The sequence below is a fragment of the Citrobacter sp. Cu233 genome (assembly GCF_030332225.1).
GTDB lineage: Bacteria > Pseudomonadota > Gammaproteobacteria > Enterobacterales > Enterobacteriaceae > Citrobacter.
Genome location: NZ_JAOWIF010000031.1, coordinates 57081 through 77790 on the forward strand (window position 1 = coordinate 57081; position 20710 = coordinate 77790).

General features: G+C 54.1%; 20 protein-coding genes. 12 read left to right on the top strand and 8 right to left on the bottom strand.

The genetic code is table 11. The annotated features are described in order from the left end of the window. Positions 1-22 precede the first annotated feature (22 nt). The 3 genes from OGX95_RS06735 to OGX95_RS06745 all read left to right on the top strand — a co-directional run bounded on the left by OGX95_RS06735 (position 23) and on the right by OGX95_RS06745 (position 3215). On the top strand, positions 23-1084 hold the full coding sequence (locus OGX95_RS06735; RefSeq protein WP_286628877.1) for a zinc-dependent alcohol dehydrogenase family protein: 1062 nt from the start codon (positions 23-25) through the stop codon (positions 1082-1084). Positions 1085-1093: 9 nt separating this feature from the next. After that, complete coding sequence (locus OGX95_RS06740) at positions 1094-1975, top strand: aldose 1-epimerase (protein WP_286628878.1); 882 nt, start codon at positions 1094-1096, stop codon at positions 1973-1975. A 91-nt stretch (positions 1976-2066) separates the two neighbouring features. Next, entirely contained in the window at positions 2067-3215 is a 1149-nt protein-coding gene (locus tag OGX95_RS06745) for a 3-phenylpropionate MFS transporter (RefSeq protein ID WP_286628879.1), read from the top strand. On the opposite strand, the gene csiE is transcribed toward OGX95_RS06745, so the two are convergent. The 7 genes from csiE to OGX95_RS06780 form a co-directional block, all read right to left on the bottom strand. After that, positions 3210-4487: a stationary phase inducible protein CsiE gene (gene csiE / locus OGX95_RS06750; protein WP_286628880.1), complete on the bottom strand. Its 1278-nt coding sequence runs from the start codon at positions 4485-4487 to the stop codon at positions 3210-3212. The genes OGX95_RS06745 and csiE overlap by 6 nt on opposite strands. A 485-nt stretch (positions 4488-4972) precedes the next feature. Next, positions 4973-5572: a KpsF/GutQ family sugar-phosphate isomerase gene (locus tag OGX95_RS06755; RefSeq protein ID WP_286628882.1), complete on the bottom strand. Its 600-nt coding sequence runs from the start codon at positions 5570-5572 to the stop codon at positions 4973-4975. Further along, positions 5569-7206: an FGGY-family carbohydrate kinase gene (locus tag OGX95_RS06760; protein ID WP_286628884.1), complete on the bottom strand. Its 1638-nt coding sequence runs from the start codon at positions 7204-7206 to the stop codon at positions 5569-5571. The genes OGX95_RS06755 and OGX95_RS06760 overlap by 4 nt, the downstream gene beginning before the upstream one ends. Positions 7207-7223: 17 nt before the next feature. Further along, positions 7224-8177 carry an ABC transporter permease gene (locus OGX95_RS06765; RefSeq protein WP_286628885.1) on the bottom strand — a complete coding sequence of 318 codons (954 nt, stop codon included), beginning with the start codon at positions 8175-8177 and terminating at the stop codon, positions 7224-7226. Between the two features lies 1 nt (position 8178). Continuing rightward, positions 8179-9168 (bottom strand): ABC transporter permease, encoded by a 990-nt coding sequence (locus tag OGX95_RS06770; protein WP_286628887.1) that lies wholly within the window; start codon positions 9166-9168, stop codon positions 8179-8181. Then, positions 9161-10669, bottom strand: a complete 1509-nt coding sequence (locus OGX95_RS06775) for a sugar ABC transporter ATP-binding protein (RefSeq protein ID WP_286628888.1) — start codon at positions 10667-10669, stop codon at positions 9161-9163. The genes OGX95_RS06770 and OGX95_RS06775 overlap by 8 nt, the downstream gene beginning before the upstream one ends. A 103-nt stretch (positions 10670-10772) precedes the next feature. Beyond that, on the bottom strand, positions 10773-11756 hold the full coding sequence (locus tag OGX95_RS06780; protein WP_286628889.1) for an autoinducer 2 ABC transporter substrate-binding protein: 984 nt from the start codon (positions 11754-11756) through the stop codon (positions 10773-10775). Between the two features lie 417 nt (positions 11757-12173). Between OGX95_RS06780 and OGX95_RS06785 the strand changes: the two genes are divergently transcribed. Together OGX95_RS06785 and OGX95_RS06790 are read left to right on the top strand one after the other, a co-directional pair. After that, the gene (locus OGX95_RS06785; protein ID WP_286628890.1) at positions 12174-12812 is read left to right on the top strand and encodes a DUF1007 family protein; all 639 of its coding nucleotides are present in this window, start codon (positions 12174-12176) and stop codon (positions 12810-12812) included. Further along, positions 12803-13783 carry a nickel/cobalt transporter gene (locus OGX95_RS06790; protein ID WP_286628891.1) on the top strand — a complete coding sequence of 327 codons (981 nt, stop codon included), beginning with the start codon at positions 12803-12805 and terminating at the stop codon, positions 13781-13783. Before OGX95_RS06785 ends, OGX95_RS06790 begins: the two co-directional genes overlap by 10 nt. Positions 13784-13829: 46 nt before the next feature. On the opposite strand, the gene suhB is transcribed toward OGX95_RS06790, so the two are convergent. Then, positions 13830-14633 carry an inositol-1-monophosphatase gene (gene suhB, locus OGX95_RS06795; RefSeq protein ID WP_003835237.1) on the bottom strand — a complete coding sequence of 268 codons (804 nt, stop codon included), beginning with the start codon at positions 14631-14633 and terminating at the stop codon, positions 13830-13832. Between the two features lie 118 nt (positions 14634-14751). Between suhB and trmJ the strand changes: the two genes are divergently transcribed. The 7 genes from trmJ (at position 14752) to hscA (ending at position 20709) form a co-directional block, all read left to right on the top strand. Continuing rightward, entirely contained in the window at positions 14752-15483 is a 732-nt protein-coding gene (gene trmJ, locus OGX95_RS06800) for a tRNA (cytosine(32)/uridine(32)-2'-O)-methyltransferase TrmJ (protein ID WP_286628892.1), read from the top strand. Positions 15484-15677: 194 nt separating this feature from the next. Beyond that, positions 15678-16169, top strand: coding sequence for a Fe-S cluster assembly transcriptional regulator IscR (gene iscR, locus OGX95_RS06805; RefSeq protein WP_286628894.1), 492 nt, complete (start codon positions 15678-15680; stop codon positions 16167-16169). A 112-nt stretch (positions 16170-16281) separates the two neighbouring features. After that, complete coding sequence (gene iscS / locus OGX95_RS06810; protein WP_135324753.1) at positions 16282-17496, top strand: cysteine desulfurase; 1215 nt, start codon at positions 16282-16284, stop codon at positions 17494-17496. A gap of 25 nt (positions 17497-17521) precedes the next feature. Next, a complete protein-coding gene (gene iscU / locus OGX95_RS06815) occupies positions 17522-17908 on the top strand; it encodes a Fe-S cluster assembly scaffold IscU (RefSeq protein ID WP_002913991.1) in 387 nt (128 codons plus the stop codon). 20 nt (positions 17909-17928) lie between these two features. After that, entirely contained in the window at positions 17929-18252 is a 324-nt protein-coding gene (gene iscA / locus OGX95_RS06820) for an iron-sulfur cluster assembly protein IscA (protein ID WP_003037681.1), read from the top strand. Between the two features lie 75 nt (positions 18253-18327). Next, the gene (gene hscB / locus OGX95_RS06825) at positions 18328-18843 is read left to right on the top strand and encodes a co-chaperone HscB (protein ID WP_003838436.1); all 516 of its coding nucleotides are present in this window, start codon (positions 18328-18330) and stop codon (positions 18841-18843) included. A gap of 15 nt (positions 18844-18858) precedes the next feature. After that, positions 18859-20709 carry a Fe-S protein assembly chaperone HscA gene (gene hscA, locus OGX95_RS06830; RefSeq protein ID WP_286628895.1) on the top strand — a complete coding sequence of 617 codons (1851 nt, stop codon included), beginning with the start codon at positions 18859-18861 and terminating at the stop codon, positions 20707-20709. Position 20710 lies beyond the last annotated feature (1 nt).

Here is a 20710-nt window from a genome sequence, read left to right on the forward strand (position 1 = left end):
ATTAATTTGTACAGAGGAAATTATGAAAACAATGTTAGCAGCGTATTTACCGGGTAATTCGACTGTTGAACTCAGAGAAGTACCGGTTCCAACACCGGGTATTAATCAGGTCCTGATAAAAATGAAATCATCAGGAATTTGCGGGAGCGATGTCCATTATATCTATCATCAGCATCGGGCGACTGCCGCCGCGCCAGATAAACCGTTGTATCAGGGTTTTATTAATGGTCATGAGCCTTGTGGGCAAATCATTGAGACGGGGGCGGGGTGTCGCCACTTTAAAGCAGGGGATCGGGTGCTGGTTTACCATATTTCCGGTTGTGGATTTTGTTCCAACTGTCGTCGGGGATATCCGATCTCCTGTACCGGGAAGGGAAAAGCGGCCTACGGTTGGCAGCGCGATGGCGGGCATGCTGAATATTTACTGGCGGAAGAAAAAGACCTGATTCATCTTCCGGATGCCCTGAACTATGAAGATGGGGCGTTTATTAGCTGCGGTGTGGGTACAGCGTATGAAGGTATTCTGCGCGGCGAGGTGTCTGGCAGCGACAACGTTCTGGTTGTTGGTTTAGGGCCTGTCGGCATGATGGCCATGATGTTAGCGAAAGGGCGCGGTGCAAAACGCGTTATTGGCGTCGATATGCTGCCGGATCGCCTGGCGACGGCAAAGCAACTGGGCGTGATGGACAATGGATTCCTGGCAACGACGGAAAATCTTCCAGCACTTGTTGCCGAACTGACGCACGGTGGTGCGGATGTGGCGCTCGATTGTTCCGGTAATGCTGCCGGCCGTCTCCTGGCGCTACAATCTACAGCGGACTGGGGACGGGTGGTGTATATCGGTGAAACCGGGAAAGTTGAATTTGAGGTGAGCGCTGACCTGATGCATCACCAGCGGCGTATTATTGGTTCATGGGTAACCAGTTTGTTTCATATGGAGAAATGTGCCCGCGACCTGACCGACTGGAAGTTGTGGCCGCATAGTGCGATTACCCATCGTTTTGCCCTTGAGCAAGCGGGAGAGGCCTACGCGCTGATGGCGAGTGGGAAGTGTGGCAAAGTGGTGATTAACTTCCCAGATTAAGGAGACCAGATGACGCTTTTTACTCTGGATAATGGTGAGTTGCGACTTCAGGTTGCGGATCAAGGTGGTGCGATTGAGGGGCTGTGGTGGCTGAGTAAGGGAAAAATGATCCCCGTGCTGCGCCCGGGCCTGAAAAGTGGCGTGGCTGTGGAGTCTTCTTGCTTCCCGCTGGTACCGTTTGGCAACAGGGTGAGTGGAAATAGGTTTTGCACCCCAACGGGAGAGCATCTGTTGCAGCCTAACGTTGAGTGGGATAGTCATTATCTTCACGGCGATGGCTGGCTGAATCTCTGGCGTTGCTTTGAGCAATCACCAACGCAGATTAAATTAGAATACGTCCATCGACAAGGTGTCTATTTTTATACGGTGCAGCAGATCTTTACCCTGAGCGAGTTGGGGGTCGAGGTTGAACTGGTCGTTACCAATGATGGCGATTCGCTGCCATTTGGCCTCGGCTGGCACCCTTATTTTCCGTTATCTCCGGAAACTCGTGTGCAGGCACATACTACAGGCTACTGGCTTGAGAAAGAGCACTGGCTAACCGGAGAACACCAGGAAAAGTTACCGCAGGAGCTGGATTTCAACCAGCCTACCTCGCTGCCTGAGCATTGGCTGAATAATGGTTTTTCTGGCTGGGATGGGACAGCGACAATCCAGCAGCCAGAGTTGGGTTATCATCTTTCACTAACCACTGAACCACCTTCGACCTGCTACTTTGTTTTTGTTTCCGATCCAGCGTTTGATAAAGGATATGCATTTGATTTCTTTTGTTTTGAACCCATGAGTCATGCGCCTGACGATCATCATCGTTCTGGTTTTGGCCAGTTGACCATGTTGTCATATGGTGAAAGTATGCGACAAAAGATGATGCTGAAGATTTATTCTCACTAAGCCTAACCTGCCCGGAGACGGGCAGGCATAACTTCACCTTGCACCCATCCCACTTTATCGCCAGACTATCGCCTCCAAACGGGAGGGATTCATGGCTCTGCATTCCACGCGCTGGCTGGCGCTCAGTTATTTCACCTATTTCTTTAGCTACGGTATTTTTCTGCCTTTCTGGAGCGTCTGGCTCGAAGGGTTAGGGCTGACGCCGGAAACCATTGGTGTGCTGCTGGGCGCGGGGCTGATTGCTCGTTTTCTGGGGAGTTTGCTGATTGCGCCGCGCGTGAGCGATCCCTCCCGCCTGATCTCTGCCTTGCGTATCCTGGCGCTCCTGACGCTGGTCTTTGCGCTGGCTTTCTGGGCGGGAACCCACGTCGCGTGGCTGATGGTGGTGATGGTCGGCTTTAACCTGTTTTTCTCACCGCTGGTGCCGCTGACGGATGCGCTGGCCAACACCTGGCAAAAACAGATCACCATGGATTATGGGCGGGTGCGCCTGTGGGGGTCTGTGGCATTTGTGATCGGCTCCGCGCTAACCGGTAAACTGGTGAGCTTGTTTGATTACCGGATGATCCTTGTACTGTTGTCGCTTGGGGTCGCGTCGATGCTGCTGGGGATGATGATCCGCCCGAGTGTTCAGCCTGCGGGTGAAAACCGTCAGCAGGAGAGCGCAGGATGGCCGGCCTGGCGCACGTTGATAGCCCAAAGCTGGCGTTTTCTCGCCTGCGTAAGCCTGCTGCAAGGGGCTCATGCGGCCTATTACGGTTTTAGCGCCCTCTACTGGCAGTCGGCTGGATATTCTGCCTCGGCGGTAGGGTACTTATGGTCGCTCGGTGTGGTGGCGGAAGTGATTATTTTTGCGCTCAGCCACAAGCTATTCCGTCGCTTTAGCGCTCGCGATCTGCTGCTGCTCTCTGCCGTTTGCGGCGTGGTGCGTTGGGGATTGATGGGCTGGAGTACCGAACTGCCGTGGCTGATTGTAGTGCAGATCCTGCATTGCGGCACATTTACGGTCTGTCATCTTGCGGCGATGCGTTATATCGCGACGCGACAGGGCAGCGAAGTCATTCGTTTGCAGGCGGTTTATTCCGCGGTGGCGATGGGGGGGAGTATCGCCATCATGACCGTGTTCGCCGGCTACCTGTATCAAAATCTGGGCAGCGGCGTATTCTGGGTGATGGCGCTGGTGGCGCTTCCCGCCATCGCCTTGCGGCCTAAAGTGACGGCGCAGGCATCGGCGTTATGATTCGAGGATTTTGCGGATCTGCTGCTGCTGATGCGGCGTAAGCGCCAGGTCCGCATGAATCAACGGGGGTGAAAACAGCGGCAGCGGCGTGGTGTATGGCGTGATAATCAGCGCCACACCACGCGGCGACCCCTGTTTCTGAAAGTCCTGCATCGGCATATGTTTGATATTCAGCGGCAGCAAAGTCAGTTCGCGTAGCTGTTGTTCTATATGGGTTTCGAGTCGTTCATTATTGCCGGTCAGCAGGATTATCTGCTTCTCGTGTAAATCCTTTTCCTGCATCAGCCAGGCGCCGAAAATGACGGCCACCAGCCCAGTCTCTTCCTCTGAAAAACGCACATCGTATTCCTCTTCGAATCCGTGTAACGCTTCACGCGTGGTACGTACTAACCGGGGATACAGCCGACTGAATTCTTCCGGCAGGGTGTTATCAATACCAATGGCGAACAGACTGCGGTTCAGCGCTTGAGCCAGATGGACATACAGTTGGTCATTTAGCCCCTGTTCATCGCTGAAGCGGACGTTGCCGTACTCACGAAACCGCAGCACCAACCGGGCAATCTCAAGGCGCAGACGACGATCCTGCTGGTGGTTATCACGGATCGGATCGGGGATGCGGATCATCGAAAACAGCAGCGCCATAAATAGCGATTCCCCCAACGGCGCACTCTGCATAACGTGCCGTTGCCAGTGGCGGCCGATTTCCTCAGCGAGTGGGTATTCGGCACAAGCTTGCGCCCAGCGTTGTTGCAGAGGATTAAACTCCGGGGTGATCCCTGCGTGATGCTGTAGCAGGCAGTACTGTAAATAAAGCCGCAGAAACTGGATATCTCGGCACTCAAACGACTTCTGCAAGCGTCGGGAACACAGGTTGATCAGCGCATGCAGATTGGTGTCGTCATACAGCGTCCGCGCAATACCGCGTTGTTTAAGTTCCATTTTTAACGCCGGGGTAAACTGCTGGGCAATAAACGTTGGACAAATCCGCAGGCCACGGCGCAGCCACTGTAACAGGCACAGACGCTGATTAAGCGGGGTTCCTTCTATTACATAACTTCCATTCTGAGCGGTGGTAATGGCGAGCCGATGATAGCGCTGGATTTCGAGCCCGGCACCGATAATATCTTCCCGAACCGTGGCATCATCGACCCCGTTCAGCGTGCTGAAAGTCTGCGCAGTGGCAACCTGCCCTGGCAGGAAAAGCGTCAGAAGCACCTGACAACGGCGCTGGGGAGCGGATAGTACAGATGGCGGGGCAAGCGTTGACATCATCTGTAGGATCTCCCGTAAGTATGTTTGATAAGAATAGCTAAAGTTTGCTTATTGAAATGGAGAATGGAATGCTTTCCGCCAGGAATGCTGGAGAACGTCACAGAATTTTTAACGTGAGGAACAGTGACCGGGAGTTAAACGCAGCGCGTTAACCCCCTTTTTCACTGTTTTATCTTTTGTTTAGATATGCCAGAGATGTACTGCATATCTGCTAAACATTATGGAGAACATTTTATTCTTCTATGGGGTTCCGTTCACCTCAACGGTGTTATTTCTCTGAAGCGCAGATACCCGTGAACGTGCAAGGGAGGCTCACCGCCGCCTCCCTTGCAACCCAGGCTCCCGGCGGGATTGTTAAGGGTACGGCGATAGTACCCTTAACACGCTCACAGGGAGGATTGTTTCAGAGAAGTGAAAAATATAAGGTGAACGTAGTAATATACCGGAGGCAACAGATTCATTACCTCCGGAACAGCTGCCTGGCGTTACTTACCACGGCTCAGCGTTAACCCCACATCACCGCCGGGATGCACAGACAACAACGTCTCCTTTGAGTAGCCGCTTTCGCTCATCAGGCAGGCGCAGGCGGCATCAAAGATTGCCAGTACCAGCATTATTGACGTGGTTGCCAGCATGTTTAGCGGATCGGCTTCGCGCTGTACGCCGGTGGAAATAACCAGTCGCGACGCCCTGGCGATAGCGGAGTTCGGGTTTTCAGTCACGCTGATTACCGATACATTCTTCTCAGCAAGCCCTGGCAGCAGCCGGGTGAGTTCATCTGAATTGCCCCCGCGTGACAGCATGATGACCAGATCATCGGCACGTAAAAAACCCAGGTCGCCATGTGCGGCGTCAGTGGCATTGAGGTAAATTGCCGGACGCTCCACGCAGGCAAGCATATGCGCCACTTTACGTGCTGCAATGCCAGACGTGCCGACGCCAGTGACGACGATTTTCCCCGTGCAATCGCGCAGTTCCGCCATCAGTGACAGCCAGGTTTGCTCGGTCAGATGCTCTCTCAGTCCCGCGAGAGCATCGCTGTAGAGTTGCCATACGCCGCTGGCCTGAGACCAGGAATCATTCATGCGTCCTCCTGCATCAGCTCGCGGTACTTCATGTGGTCCTGATACATCTCGTGGAATACCCGGTATTTGCGATCGTAGTACTGCTTAATACGGTTAGTTTGTGGTGTGACCGTCTTACCAATACGACTCATTGCCGACATGGCTTCCGGGAGGGTGTCAAAAACACCTGCCGCGATGGTTCCCATCATCGCGCTACCCAGCAGCATGGCTTCGCTCTCTTCTGGCAGCAACATTGCGCAACCCGTGGCGTTAGCATGTTCCTGAACGAAGATCGGGTTCTTTGTCCCGCCGCCGCTGGCCATAATCGTATCGATGGTGTAACCACTTTGATTCATCGTCTCGATAATATGACGTGTCCCCAGGGCAATGGCCTGGATAGTTGCCAGATACTGCAACGCCATGTCTTCTGGCGTGCGGGATAGCTTCAGCCCGGTGATTGCCCCTGTGAGCGTTGGGTTTGCGCGCGGTGAGCGGTTGCCGTGGAAATAGGGCAGGATATGCATGTCGCGGGTCAGGAAGGCGATATCTTCCGGCTCACCGGCCATTTTACGCAGCAGTGCGTTCAGGACTTCGTAAATGGTTTGTCCCTGGGACTTCGCTTGCGCCAGTAGTGTTTCATAGCACGGATGCGACTGAATGACGTGGTCGATTAACGCCCCGGTCGCTGACTGCCCGCCTTCATTCAGCCAATACCCTGGCAGAACAGCAGAGTAGTAGGGACCCCAGATGCCGCTGATAAAACGGGGTTCTTTGGAAATGGCCATATGGCCAGTGGAGGTCCCGCCAATCAGTGCGACACGACGGTCGAAATCCGCCACTTCGCCGGAAACGCCGCAGGCGCCGAGTGTGCCGAGCGTACCTGCGTGGGCATCGATGATCGATACGCTGACGGCAGTCCCCGGAATCAGCCCCATTTCGCTGGCGGCTCGTGCCGACAGCCCATGACCGAGTGGTTCACCCATGGTTTTTACGTAGCGGCCAATTTTGGCAGCATCGTGCTCCAGTAAATCTTCCAGACCGATCTGGCGGAAGTAGCTGGCATCCCATTTGTCTTCATGGCCCATATAGGTCCATTTGCATACCGTTGAGCACAGCGAGCGCGTGTCGTCTCCGGTCGCACGCCAGGTGAGGAAGTCTGGCAAATCAAAGTAGTAACCTGCATTGGCCCAAGTATTGGGCATATGCTGCTTCAGCCACAACAGTTTTGGCGTCTGCATTTCCGGCGAAATAATTCCGCCAACGTAGTCCAGCACCCGATGGTGCTGGGCGTTAATCCGCTCGGCCTGGGTAATGGCGCGGTGGTCCATCCACACGATAATGTTCTGTTCGCTGCGCCCGGAAGGGCTGATGGTCAGCGGTTTGCCTTCTTTATCCAGCACCACTAATGAACAGGTGGCGTCAAAGCCCAGACCTTTCACCTGAATCGGGTTGATATCTGACTGGTTGATGGCATCGCGAACCGCGTTACACACTGCCTGCCAGATGTTATCGGAGGACTGCTCAACGAAATCGGCTTGCGGACGGTAAATCTCGATGGCCCGACTGGCCTGGCCGACCATCCTGCCGTTGAGATCAAACACGCCTGCCCGGGCGCTTCCGGTTCCGACATCCACACCAATAAAGTAACTTGCCATAATTTTTTCTCCTGGAATCAGGCTTTACGATTCTGTAATGCGATAAAGAGGATCAGCACCGCGCCCCACAGCGCCATCGTCAGATAGCTACTGACCCCCAGCAAGTTAAGGCCGCTTTCCAGCATTTGCAGCACAATAAGCGCCAGCACCAGGCCGATAATGCGCCCGAAGCCGCCATCCGGGTTGATGCCGCCGAGTACGGAAGCAAGGATGGTCACCAACAGGTAGGATTCTCCATATCCGGCTTTCGCCGAGTTGAATTTCGCCATCATCAGAATGGCGGCTACCCAGCCGAGCAGTGCCGAAATGACGTACACGGAAATCTGTACCCGAACGGTATTCACACCGCTGTAGCGGGTTGCCTGTTCATTGGAGCCGACGAGATACAGGCTGCGCCCTAATGTGGTGTGTTCGAGCAGAACCCACAGCAGGATCGCCACAAGGAAAAAGAGCAGCAGCGCCACCGGAATCCCGGCAATCGTTGCGTTGCCAAGATATTGAATCGCCGTCGGGAAGCCGGAGATGACCGTCCCGTTAGACAGCAGAATATTCAGCCCGGAGATAAGCGTCATGGTGCCGAGCGTGGCGAGAATAGGCGACACACCGACCCAGGCGATCAGCGCGCCGTTCAGGGTGCCGATAGCAACTGCCACGGCGGCACCCGCCAGCAGGGCAATGACCAGAAACAGCGGGTTATCCGGATGGGTGACGATAACGGCTGCCATCACCAGCGAGCAGGCGTTCGCCCCGGCAATAATCGACAGGTTAATGCCGCCGGTCAGCATGGTCATGCCCATTCCCAGGGCCAGCATGCCGAGGATCGGTAACTGCGAGCCGATGGACTGAAAGTTAGCAATGCTGAAAAAACGGCTGCCGAGCAGAGCCGAGAAGACCAGTGCGACGACCACAATAATGACGCATTGCAGGCGAATGATGGCATCACCGGGTAAAAATCTGGCGATTGTTTTCATCTCAAAGCTCCCTTGCCAGTTTGCGTTTTTCGTTCCAGGCCGTGGCGCTGATGCTGACCAGGATAATGGCGCCGCTGAACACGGTATGCCAGTAAGAGGAGACGCTGAGCAGCGTCAGGCCGTTTTGTAAGAAGGCCAGCAGGACAACGCCAAGCAACGTTCCGGTTAACGTGCCACGTCCACCGCTCATGCTGGTTCCCCCGAGTACCACCGCTGCCAGCACTGTTAGCTCAAAACCAAGCAGTGAATTGGGGGCCACAGACTGGGTGATTTGCGCCTGCACCACGGCGGCGACACCCGCCAGAATGCCCATATAGCCATACACGTAGAAATGCAGTTTCAGCAGGTTAAGTCCCAGACGCGAGGCCGCATCACGGTTGCCGCCCATGGCGTAAACCTGACGGCCAAGACGGGTATAGTTCATCAGTACGGCCGTAAAGATGATTACAGCGGCCAGGCACAGCAGGGGCAGCGTCAAACCGTAGTCATAACCGTCCGCGGCGGTGAACGAGAGCCAGTTGATGCCGTTCATAAACCAGTCGGGGAAGCCATACAGCCAGGTGCCTTTGGTGGTGTAAACCAGTAGGCCGTAATAAACGTTCAACGTGGCGATAGTAATGATGATCGCCGGGACGCGCAGCCAGTAGACCAGGAAGCCGTTGATGAGTCCGAGCAGCAGACCCACTGCAACCGCAATCGCCAGCGCCAGTGCGAAGTTGCCGCCGTGGCCGATCACCCAACTGGCCATCGCGTATTGGGCAATGGCGGTCATGGCCGGGAAGGAGATGTCGATACCGCCGGAAATCAACACCACAAACAGCCCACAGGCAAGGATGCCAAGAATCGCGTAGCTGGTCGCCACATCTGTCAGGTTCCCCAGTGACAGAAACTCATCGGTGCTGATACTCAGCCCGACGGCAAGCGCCACGACCAGAAGGCCCAGCCAGAACTCATGTTGCCCGATTAAACGGGAGAAACGCAGACTATTCATTGATTACCTCGACCACTTCAGCAATCTCATCTTCACGACAGTGATGGGGGTTAAATTCCGCTACCAGCTTGCCGCGGCGCATCACCAGCACGCGATGGCTGTTGTAATACGCTTCCGGAATTTCATCGCAAATCATCAGTACCGCCATCCCCTGTTCCGCCAGGTCGCGGGCTATCTGATAAATGCCTTCTTTGTTGGCGATATCGACGCCAACGGTAGGCGAGTCGAGGATCAGGATGCGCGGATTGGTCGCCACCCATTTAGCAATGGCGATACGCTGGGCATTACCACCAGAAAGTGTTTTGACCGGCAGATGTGGATCGGAGACTTTAATGTTTAGCTCGTGGATCAGGTCAGCGACCAGCTTTTGCGCTTTGTGATGATCGAGCAGGCCGCTGCGGGTATGCAGTTGGTCAAATACCGTGACGATAGTGTTGTCATAGATCGACTGCTCCATGATAAGCCCCTGCGTCAGGCGATCTTCTGAGACGTAGCCTATCCCGTGCTTAATGGCATCGTGGTTATTGCGAAGCGTGACCGGTTGACCGTTAATGCGCATTTCACCGCTTTCAGGATGCGTCATACCGAACAGGCTCAGACAGAGCTCGGTACGTCCGGCACCCAGCAGACCAACAATGGAAACTATCTCGCCGCCGTGCAGCGACAGATTAATATCCTGATACTTCCCGCGACGACTCAGGTTGCGCAGCTCAAGCAGCGGTTCCCGATCGTCGAATGATTTCTCCGGCAGCGGGCTGTAGTGGAAGCGTTGTCCGGTCATCAGGAAGGCCAGCTCGTGGCTGTCCAGTTCGCTGGCAGGGTACGTGCCTACCAGTTTGCCGTCGCGCATCACGCTGATGCGGTCCGCCACTTCCATCACCTCATCAAGACGATGGCTGACAAACACCACGCAAATCCCGGCCGCTTTCAGTTCGTTGACCACCCGCAGCAGACCGTTAACTTCCTGGCGGGTCAGAGAGGCGGTGGGTTCATCCATAATGACCAGTCGGGCATCGGCGGCGATCGCCCGGCAAATAGCGACCAGTTGTCGGTCGGCAATCGAGAGTTTTTCGACTTTTTTATCGGGATCAATGTTCACTCCGATGCGTTTCATGGCCGCCAGCGCCTGCTGCTTCATGGCACCACGCCGTACCCAGATATCGCCGCCGGGCAGGTAGCGGTTAACCGCAATATTCTCCGCGACGCTAAAATTGGGAAACAACGACAGGTCCTGATAAATAACCTGAATACCATAGTGGGAAGAGAGTTGCGGTGTCAGATGATGGAACAGTTTGCCATCGAGTAAAATCTGCGCCCCTTTTTCAGGGTGATAGACCCCGGAAATCACTTTAATGATGGTGCTCTTACCACAGCCGTTTTGACCCGCCAGACAGTGAACTTCGCCTTTTTTCAGCGTCAGATTCACGTTATCCAGCGCCAGCACGCCCGGGAATTGTTTGCTGATATTCTCAAGAGTGATAAATGCGGTGGTGTCTGTCATGGACAATACCCCTGCGAGCGTCCTGACGGACGCTGAGTGTTAGTTTGGTAGATAGCGCCGACCAGACGGTCGGCGTTAAGGTTCCCTGGTGTTGGCTAAAGCCTTAGAAACCGAGTGATTGTGCGTTGTCTTTGGTGACTTCGAGGATCTTGTTAAAGCGGATCACTTTCTTCTCCATGTCGATATCGGCTTTCCCTAAACCATCGATACTCAGATCTGCATTGACCTCTTTGCCCTGTAACAGTTGATCGGCAACCGTGACCAGCGCGTAGCCTGCATCTTTCGGATCCCACAGCAACGCTTTTTTGATGTCGCCACGCATCAGGTAAGGCGCGGCTTGTGCTGGCATAGCGATACCGACGACGGCAATCTTATCTTTGGCGCGTTTTTTCTGAACCGCCTGGCCTGCACCGATAGGACCCAGCGAGCCGAAACCGATAATGCCTTTCATCTGCGGGTACGTTTTCATCAGATCCAGCGTGGTGGCATAGGACTTATCAATACTTTCCGCTACCGGCAGACGGGAGGTGACTTCGAACATCTCCGGGTATTTTTCTTTCTGATACTTAATCGCGTAGTCTGCCCACGCGTTATGCAACGGCACGGTCAGTGAGCCGACATAGATGGCATAACCCCCTTTGCCGCCCATACTTTTCGCCAGCTCATCAACGTTGGCCTGCGCGTATTTTTCACTGTCGATGGTTTCGATATCCCACTGGCCGATGTGCTCGTCCGGGGATTCGTGCGTCAGGACCACAATGCCTTTCTCGCGCGCTTTTTTCAGTACGGGTTCAAGGACTTTGGCATCGTTCGGCACCACGATGATCGCATTGACGTTTTTGGCGATCAGATCTTCAATCACCTTTACCTGCTGAGCCGGATCTGGCGTAGAGGGACCGGTCTGGTAAGCGTTCACATCGAGTTTTTTTGCTGCTTCGTTCACGCCGGTTTCCATGCGGTTAAACCAGGGAATACCGGTGACTTTGGCAACCACAGCAATTTCATATTTTTCCGCCGCAAAGGACGTACCGGACAACATGCATGCAGAAACCAGGGTTGCACTGAGTAATGCGAGTTTGAATTTCATAGTTGTACCTTTAGTAGGGGGCAGGGCATGTCACGGCGTGAAGTTAACAACGAATGGAAGAGGGAATGAACCATAAGTTTGAGGAATGTGATGTATGCCCATTATTGTTATTTTATGGATAAAGTATGGTTAATTTTTAGTTAAATTAAATGCGGATTGAATTTTTTATGGCATCATTTTTGTTAATTAAACATTAATATCAAACTTTTAATTAACATTTTCGTATCATTTGACGTAAATTGAAGCAATGAAATGTCTTTTTTACGGTTGCGGGAAAATAAGAAATTGTCGAAATTGAGAACTGAATCGATACCGGAAAAGGGGGCTCAACATTTTTCCGTTCGATGATATGCTCACCACTCTTTTCGCCCAGGACGTCATCATTGTGGCGGCCTGTATTTCTACCGTGGAGAACTCATGCAACGCGTTCAACGCATCATTGTCACGTTGATCCTGGCTATCCTGTCTTTTAATGTCGGTGCGCATCCCCACAGTTTTATCCATCTGAAAACTGAGATAGTGAGCGACAATAACCAGTTTGTAGCGCTGAAAATGCGCTGGACGATGGATGAAATCACCTCGGCTGACCTGCTGTACGATGCAGGCAATGCCAAACCGGGTGATGAGATCTGGAAAAAACTGGCGGCGGAAGTGATGGCCAATGTCCTCGGACAGCACTATTTCACCGAAGTGTGGCACAACGGGCAGAAAGTAAAGTTTAAAAACAGGCCGACGGAATATGGCATGGAGCGTGAGGAACATCAGGCGGTGTTGACGTTTGTTCTGCCGCTGGCCGAGCCGCAGCCGCTTTCCGGGCAGACCTATATTATTTCCACATTCGATCCCACCTACTACGTGGATATGAGCTATGACAAAGACAGCGATGCCTCTCTGGCGCGGACCCTACGCCAGCAATGTCGGATTTCCGTACATACGCCGACGCCGAATGAACAAACGCTGAGTTTTGCACAGTCGCTGGATAAAGAAGATGCACCGCCAGAGGATATGGAATTAGGTAAACAGTTTGCACAGACGGTGACGTTGCAATGTCAGTAATGTACCGACCACACACGGCCAGACGTCGTTGGCTTAGTCTATGGCCGTTGGCGCTGTTTTTGCTGCTGGCGACCGGTGGTGCACTGTGGTTATGGCAAGCCTGGCCGCAGGTGATGGTGAAAAGTATTGTCTGGCAGCGGGACGTTAATCAGCAGATGAGTGGGTTGCTCAAAGCGGTTGCTGCTAATCCGGCCCGGGCCGGGGGATCGCTGCTGTTGTTTAGTTTCCTGTATGGGGTACTACACGCGCTGGGGCCGGGACACGGGAAAATTGTTATTACCACCTGGCTTGCGACCCATCCGTCGAAGTTGAAGTCGAGTATCGGGCTGACGCTGGCTTCTTCGTTGTTACAGGGACTGGTCGCAATTGGGCTGGTGGTGGTGGTGCTCACGCTGCTGCAACTGCCCGCCCGGCAGCTGCATATGAGCAGTTTCTGGCTGGAGAAAGGGAGTTATGCGCTGGTTGGCGTGTTGGGCGTTTTATTGTGTGTCCGTGCGCTGAAGAAATTGCGCCAGCTGCTGTGCCGCCCGACATTCACCACCTTTACGCCGCACCATGTGCATCACGAGGGCTGTGGCTGCGGGCATCAGCATTTGCCCAACCCGGAACAACTGCAAAGCGGCGATGACTGGCGTGCGCGACTGATGATAATTCTCTCTATGGGCATGCGCCCGTGTTCCGGCGCAATCATGGTGCTGCTGTTTAGCAAAGTGGTTGGCGTCTTTAGCTGGGGGATGGCGTCGGCGCTGGCGATGGCCGCGGGAACCTCCCTGACCATTACCTCGCTGGCGTTACTGGTACACAGTTTCCGTACGCTGGCGGTAAGACTTAGCGGAAATAAAGCGCCTGTGTTGTGGCGACAGATTGGCTGGACCATGCTGGCATTGGCCGGTGGTGCAATGTTAGTGGTTGCTGCGGTGGTGATGTGGATGAGTGCGGTGCCAGTGGGAAGGGGATTACGACCGTTTTAAGTTGTCGGCCCGGTAAGCGATAGCACGTTACCGGGCACGTCTGAGATTAGCGCTTCAGTGCGTCGCTCAGTTCGTCACGCATGTTCGCCAGCATGGCTTTAACGACGCGCGGGTTACCAGCAACAATGTTGCCAGTCGCCATGTAGTTATGACCACCGGTAAAGTCGCACACCAGTGCGCCAGCTTCACGGGCAATCAGTTCACCTGCGGCAAAATCCCACGGGCGCAGGCCAATTTCAAAATAACCATCAACGCGTGCGGCGGCAACATATGCCAGATCCAGCGCTGCAGAACCGGTGCGACGGAAGTCCGCGCATTCGGTGAACATGTTGCCGAGGATTTTCATATAAGAAGCGGCGTGCTGCTTCGCTTTGAACGGGAAACCGGTGGCGATGATGGTGCCATCCAGATCGCGAGCCGTGCTGCCGCGCAGACGGTAACCGTTCAGCTGTGCGCCCTGACCGCGAGTCGCGGTGAACAGTTCGTTACGCATTGGATCGTAAACAACGGCGACTTCAGTACGGCCTTTGATGCGTACTGCGATAGATACCGCGAAGTGCGGCAGACGTTTTACGAAGTTGGTGGTGCCATCCAGTGGATCGATAACCCATTGAACATCCAAATCTTCACCAACATGTTCACCGCTTTCTTCGGTGATGATGGTGTGCTGAGGGTAAGATTTGCGGATTGTTTCGATAATAATCGCTTCGGCGGCTTTATCGACGTTAGTCACGAAATCATTGCTGCCTTTCTGGCTGGTTTCTACAGAGTCTGGTGTTTCGTAGTGTTTGGCAATTACATTACCCGCCTTGCGCGCTGCGCGCACGGCGATGGTCAGCATCGGATGCATCGGTCTCTCTCACTGGATGTTAAAGAACGGGAAAACGGCGCAGAGTATAGCAGCGAGTTCGGTATATGTCTTCGTTTTATGATAATATGGCCGAATAATCTTTAGCCGAAGAAATACAATGCTGCAAAATATTCGAATCGTGCTGGTGGAAACGTCTCACACTGGCAACATGGGCTCTGTTGCCCGCGCAATGAAAACGATGGGTTTAACCAATCTGTGGCTGGTCAATCCATTGGTAAAACCGGACTCCCAGGCCATCGCCCTGGCGGCCGGTGCCAGCGATGTGATTGGCAGTGCGCAAATCGTCGACACGCTCGATGAAGCGCTGGCGGGTTGTAGCCTGGTTGTCGGAACCAGCGCGCGTTCCCGTACCCTGCCGTGGCCGATGCTGGATCCGCGTGAGTGTGGTTTAAAAAGCGTAGCCGAAGCGGCGAATACCCCGGTAGCGCTGGTCTTTGGCCGTGAGCGCGTGGGGCTGACTAACGAAGAACTGCAAAAATGCCATTATCACGTCGCTATTGCCGCGAACCCGGAATACAGTTCGCTCAATCTGGCGATGGCGGTACAAGTCATCTCTTATGAAGTGCGCATGGCCTGGCTGGCCACGCAGGAAAGCGGTAAGACCACAGAATACGAAGAAACTGAGTATCCACTGGTCGATGATTTAGAGCGTTTTTACGGTCATCTGGAACAGACACTGCTGTCGACCGGGTTTATCCGTGAAGGCCATCCGGGGCAGGTGATGAACAAGCTGCGTCGTCTGTTCACTCGCGCACGTCCGGAGAGCCAGGAACTGAATATCCTGCGCGGGATTTTAGCGTCGATTGAACAACAGAATAAAGGGAAGTAGCTTGTCTTTACGCCGGATACGCGAAGCGCCATCCGGCAAACGAATACCGCACGGAACGCAAAATACCTGACTAAATTAGTCAAGTAAATAGTTGACTGATTTAGTCGGGAATGTCAGACTTGCCCCTGCTATGCAATACCCCCATTTTACAATAAAAAACCCCGGGCAGGGGCGAGTTTGAGGCTAAGTAAGACATGAGACTGACATCAAAAGGGCGTTATGCCGTGACCGCAATGTTGGACGTTGCGCTCAACTCCGAAACGGGCCCGGTACCGTTGGCTGATATTTCTGAACGTCAGGGAATTTCCCTTTCATACCTGGAGCAGCTGTTTTCCCGTTTGCGTAAAAACGGTCTGGTTTCCAGCGTACGTGGACCAGGCGGTGGATATCTGCTGGGTAAAGATGCAGGCAGCATCGCAGTAGGTGAAGTGATTAGCGCTGTTGACGAGTCTGTAGATGCGACCCGTTGCCAGGGCAAAGGCGGTTGTCAGGGCGGCGATAAGTGCCTGACCCACGCGCTGTGGCGCGATCTGAGTGACCGCCTGACCGGTTTCCTCAACAATATTACGTTGGGCGAACTGGTCAATAATCAGGAAGTCCTCGATGTGTCTGGTCGCCAGCACACGCATGACGCTCCACGCAGCAATCGTTCACAAGACGCGATCGACGTTAAGTTGCGCGCATAATAAAAAGTATTCAGAATCAGGCCGGGGTGTTGGACACCCCGTTAACTCGGTCGTACATCCAGCCGGTTGCCTGATTCCTTGCATTGAAGCGATGTACGGAGTTTATAGAGCAATGAAATTACCGATCTATCTCGACTACTCCGCAACCACGCCGGTGGACCCGCGTGTTGCCGAGAAAATGATGCAGTGTCTGACCCTGGACGGAAACTTTGGTAACCCAGCGTCCCGTTCACACCGTTTTGGCTGGCATGCTGAAGAGGCGGTAGATATCGCCCGCAATCAGATTGCCGATCTGGTAGGTGCCGATCCGCGTGAAATCGTCTTTACTTCCGGTGCGACCGAATCCGACAACCTGGCGATTAAAGGTGCGGCCAACTTTTATCAGAAAAAAGGCAAGCACATCATCACCAGCAAAACGGAGCACAAAGCCGTGCTGGACACCTGTCGTCAGCTGGAGCGTGAAGGGTTTGAAGTGACCTACCTCGCCCCGCAGCGCAACGGTATTATTGATCTGAAAGAACTCGAAGCGGCGATGCGTGATGACACCATCCTCGTTTCCATTATGCACGTGAATAATGAAATCGGCGTGGTGCAGGATATCGCGGCTATCGGCGAAATGTGCCGTGCGCGTGGCATCATCTACCATGTTGATGCGACCCAGAGCGTGGGCAAACTGCCTATCGATCTGAGCCAGCTGAAAGTTGACCTGATGTCCTTCTCCGGTCACAAAATTTACGGTCCGAAAGGTATCGGCGCGCTGTATGTTCGTCGTAAACCGCGTATTCGCATCGAAGCACAGATGCACGGCGGTGGTCACGAGCGCGGTATGCGTTCCGGTACGCTGCCTGTCCACCAGATTGTCGGTATGGGTGAAGCTTATCGTATCGCGAAAGAAGAGATGGAAACCGAGATGGCGCGTCTGCGCGGTCTGCGTAACCGTCTGTGGAACGGCGTAAAAGATATGGAAGAGGTGTACCTGAACGGTGACCTCGAGCATGGCGCACCGAACATTCTCAACGTCAGCTTCAACTTTGTTGAAGGCGAATCGCTGATTATGGCGCTGAAAGATCTGGCTGTATCTTCCGGTTCTGCATGTACTTCTGCAAGCCTGGAACCCTCCTATGTGCTGCGTGCGCTGGGGATGACTGACGAGCTGGCACACAGCTCAATTCGTTTCTCTTTAGGTCGTTTCACTACCGAAGAAGAGATTGACTACACCATCAATCTGGTTCGTAACTCCATCGGCCGTCTGCGTGACCTTTCTCCGCTGTGGGAAATGTTCAAGCAGGGCGTGGATCTGAACAGCATTGAATGGTCACATCACTAATCGGTACCGATAAGGAGAATTCATCATGGCTTACAGCGAAAAAGTAATCGATCATTACGAGAATCCACGTAACGTGGGCTCTTTTGACAACAGCGACGAGAACGTGGGCAGCGGCATGGTGGGTGCACCGGCCTGTGGCGACGTGATGAAGTTGCAGATCAAAGTCAACAATGAGGGTATCATTGAAGACGCGCGTTTCAAGACTTACGGCTGCGGTTCCGCTATTGCCTCCAGCTCTCTGGTTACCGAATGGGTAAAAGGGAAATCTCTGGACGAAGCACAGGCGATTAAGAACACCGATATCGCAGACGAACTTGAACTGCCGCCAGTGAAAATTCACTGTTCTATCCTGGCTGAAGACGCGATTAAAGCCGCGATTGCGGATTACAAAAGCAAACGTGAAGCAAAATAATTAAGAGTTGAGGTTTTATTATGTCGATTACCTTAAGCGACAGTGCAGCAGCGCGTGTAAATACCTTCTTGGCAAACCGCGGTAAAGGGTTTGGTCTGCGTCTGGGCGTGAGAACCTCCGGCTGCTCAGGTATGGCCTATGTACTGGAATTTGTTGACGAGCCGGCGGCTGAAGATACCGTGTTTGAAGACAAAGGCGTTAAAGTTGTGGTCGACGGCAAGAGCCTGCAATTCCTCGACGGTACGCAGTTAGACTTCGTCAAAGAAGGTCTGAACGAAGGGTTTAAGTTCACCAACCCTAACGTGAAAGACGAGTGTGGGTGCGGCGAAAGCTTCCACGTGTAACGTGCGTCACCCGAAAACCCCACCGTGGCTTTGCTACGTGTGGGGTTTGTTCTAATAGCTACCCCTGAGAATGTTATGGACTACTTCACCCTCTTTGGCTTACCGGCCCGTTATCAGCTCGATACTCAGGCGCTGAGCCTCCGTTTTCAGGATCTACAACGTCAGTATCATCCTGATAAATTCGCCAGCGGTTCTCAGGCGGAACAACTTGCTGCCGTTTCGCAGTCCGCCACTATCAACCAGGCCTGGCAAACGCTGCGTCATCCCTTGATGCGCGCCGAATACTTACTGTCTTTACACGGCTTTGATATCCGAAGCGAGCAGCACACGGTGCGCGATACCGCCTTCCTGATGGAGCAACTGGAACTTCGCGAAGAGCTGGACGAGATTGAACAGGCTAAAGACAGTCAACGTCTGGATGCGTTTATGCAGCGCGTCAGCGAGATGTACAACGTTCGTCATCAACTGATGGTTGAACAGCTGGACAGCGAGACGTGGGACGCGGCGGCAGATACCGTGCGTAAGCTGCGTTTTCTCGATAAACTACGAAGCAGTGCAGAACAACTCGAAGAAAAACTGCTCGATTTTTAATTTCCGGAAGCGAAAATGGCCTTATTACAAATTAGTGAGCCTGGTCTGAGCGCCGCGCCGCACCAGCGTCGTCTGGCGGTCGGTATCGATTTAGGCACCACCAACTCCCTGGTTGCGACTGTACGCAGCGGCCAGGCCGAAACGCTGGCTGACCACGAAGGTCGCCACCTGTTGCCGTCAGTGGTTCACTATCAGCAGCAGGGCTACTCTGTCGGTTACGATGCCCGCGCCAATGCCGCGTTGGACACCGCTAACACTGTCAGTTCGGTAAAACGCATGATGGGCCGCTCGCTTGCGGATATCCAGGCGCGTTACCCACATCTGCCGTATACGTTTCAGGCGAGTGAAAACGGTCTGCCGATGATCGAAACCGCTGCCGGTTTGCTTAATCCGGTGCGCGTATCCGCTGACATTCTGAAAGCGCTGGCCGCACGAGCAACAGAAGCACTGTCCGGCGAACTGGACGGCGTGGTGATCACCGTTCCGGCATACTTTGATGATGCTCAGCGTCAGGGCACCAAAGACGCCGCGCGTCTGGCGGGCCTGCACGTACTGCGTCTGCTGAACGAACCCACTGCTGCTGCAATCGCCTATGGCCTGGATTCAGGTCAGGAAGGTGTCATTGCCGTTTATGACCTTGGCGGCGGTACATTTGATATTTCTATTCTGCGCCTGAGCCGTGGCGTGTTTGAAGTGCTGGCGACCGGCGGGGATTCCGCGCTTGGCGGTGATGATTTTGACCATCTGCTGGCCGACTACATCCGTGAGCAGGCAGGCGTTGCCGATCGTAGCGACAACCGCGTACAGCGTGAACTGTTGGATGCCGCGATTGCCGCCAAAATTGCGCTGAGCGACGCCGAGTCTGTCACAGTTAACGTGGCGGGATGGCAGGGTGAAATTACCCGTGAAACGTTTAATGAACTGATCTCCGCGCTGGTTAAGCGCACGCTGTTGGCCTGTCGTCGCGCACTGAAAGATGCGGGCGTTGAGGCGCAGGATGTGCTGGAAGTGGTGATGGTCGGTGGTTCAACGCGCGTGCCGCTGGTGCGTGAACGCGTCGGCGAGTTCTTTGGCCGTACGCCGCTGACCTCAATCGACCCGGACAAAGTGGTCGCCATCGGCGCGGCAATCCAGGCCGATATTCTGGTTGGCAATAAACCGGACAGTGAAATGCTGTTACTGGACGTTATCCCGCTGTCCCTGGGACTGGAAACCATGGGCGGCCTGGTGGAGAAAGTTATTCCGCGTAACACCACGATTCCGGTGGCACGGGCACAAGACTTTACCACCTTCAAAGACGGGCAAACGGCGATGTCGATTCACGTGATGCAGGGCGAGCGTGAGCTGGTGCAGGACTGCCGTTCGCTGGCGCGTTTTGCGCTGCGTGGTATTCCGGCGCTGCCAGCAGGCGGTGCGCATATCCGCGTCACCTTCCAGGTCGATGCGGACGGACTGCTAAGCGTGACCGCCATGGAGAAATCCACCGGCGTGGAATCCTCCATTCAGGTCAAACCGTCCTACGGTCTGACCGACAGTGAAATCGCCTCTATGATTCAGGATTCGATGAGTTTTGCCGAGCAGGATGTCAAAGCGCGTATGCTGGCAGAACAAAAAGTCGAAGCAGCACGTGTACTGGAAAGCCTGTCCGGTGCGCTCGCTGCTGATGCCGCGCTGTTAAGCGCCGCAGAACGTCAGATTATCGACGCCGCCGCCGCGCATTTGAGCGAGGTTGCACAGGGCGACGATGTTGACGCAATCGAACAAGCCATTAAAAACGTAGACAAACAAACCCAGGATTTCGCCGCTCGCCGCATGGATAAATCTGTCCGTAGCGCGCTGAAAGGCCATTCTGTGGACGAGGTTTAAT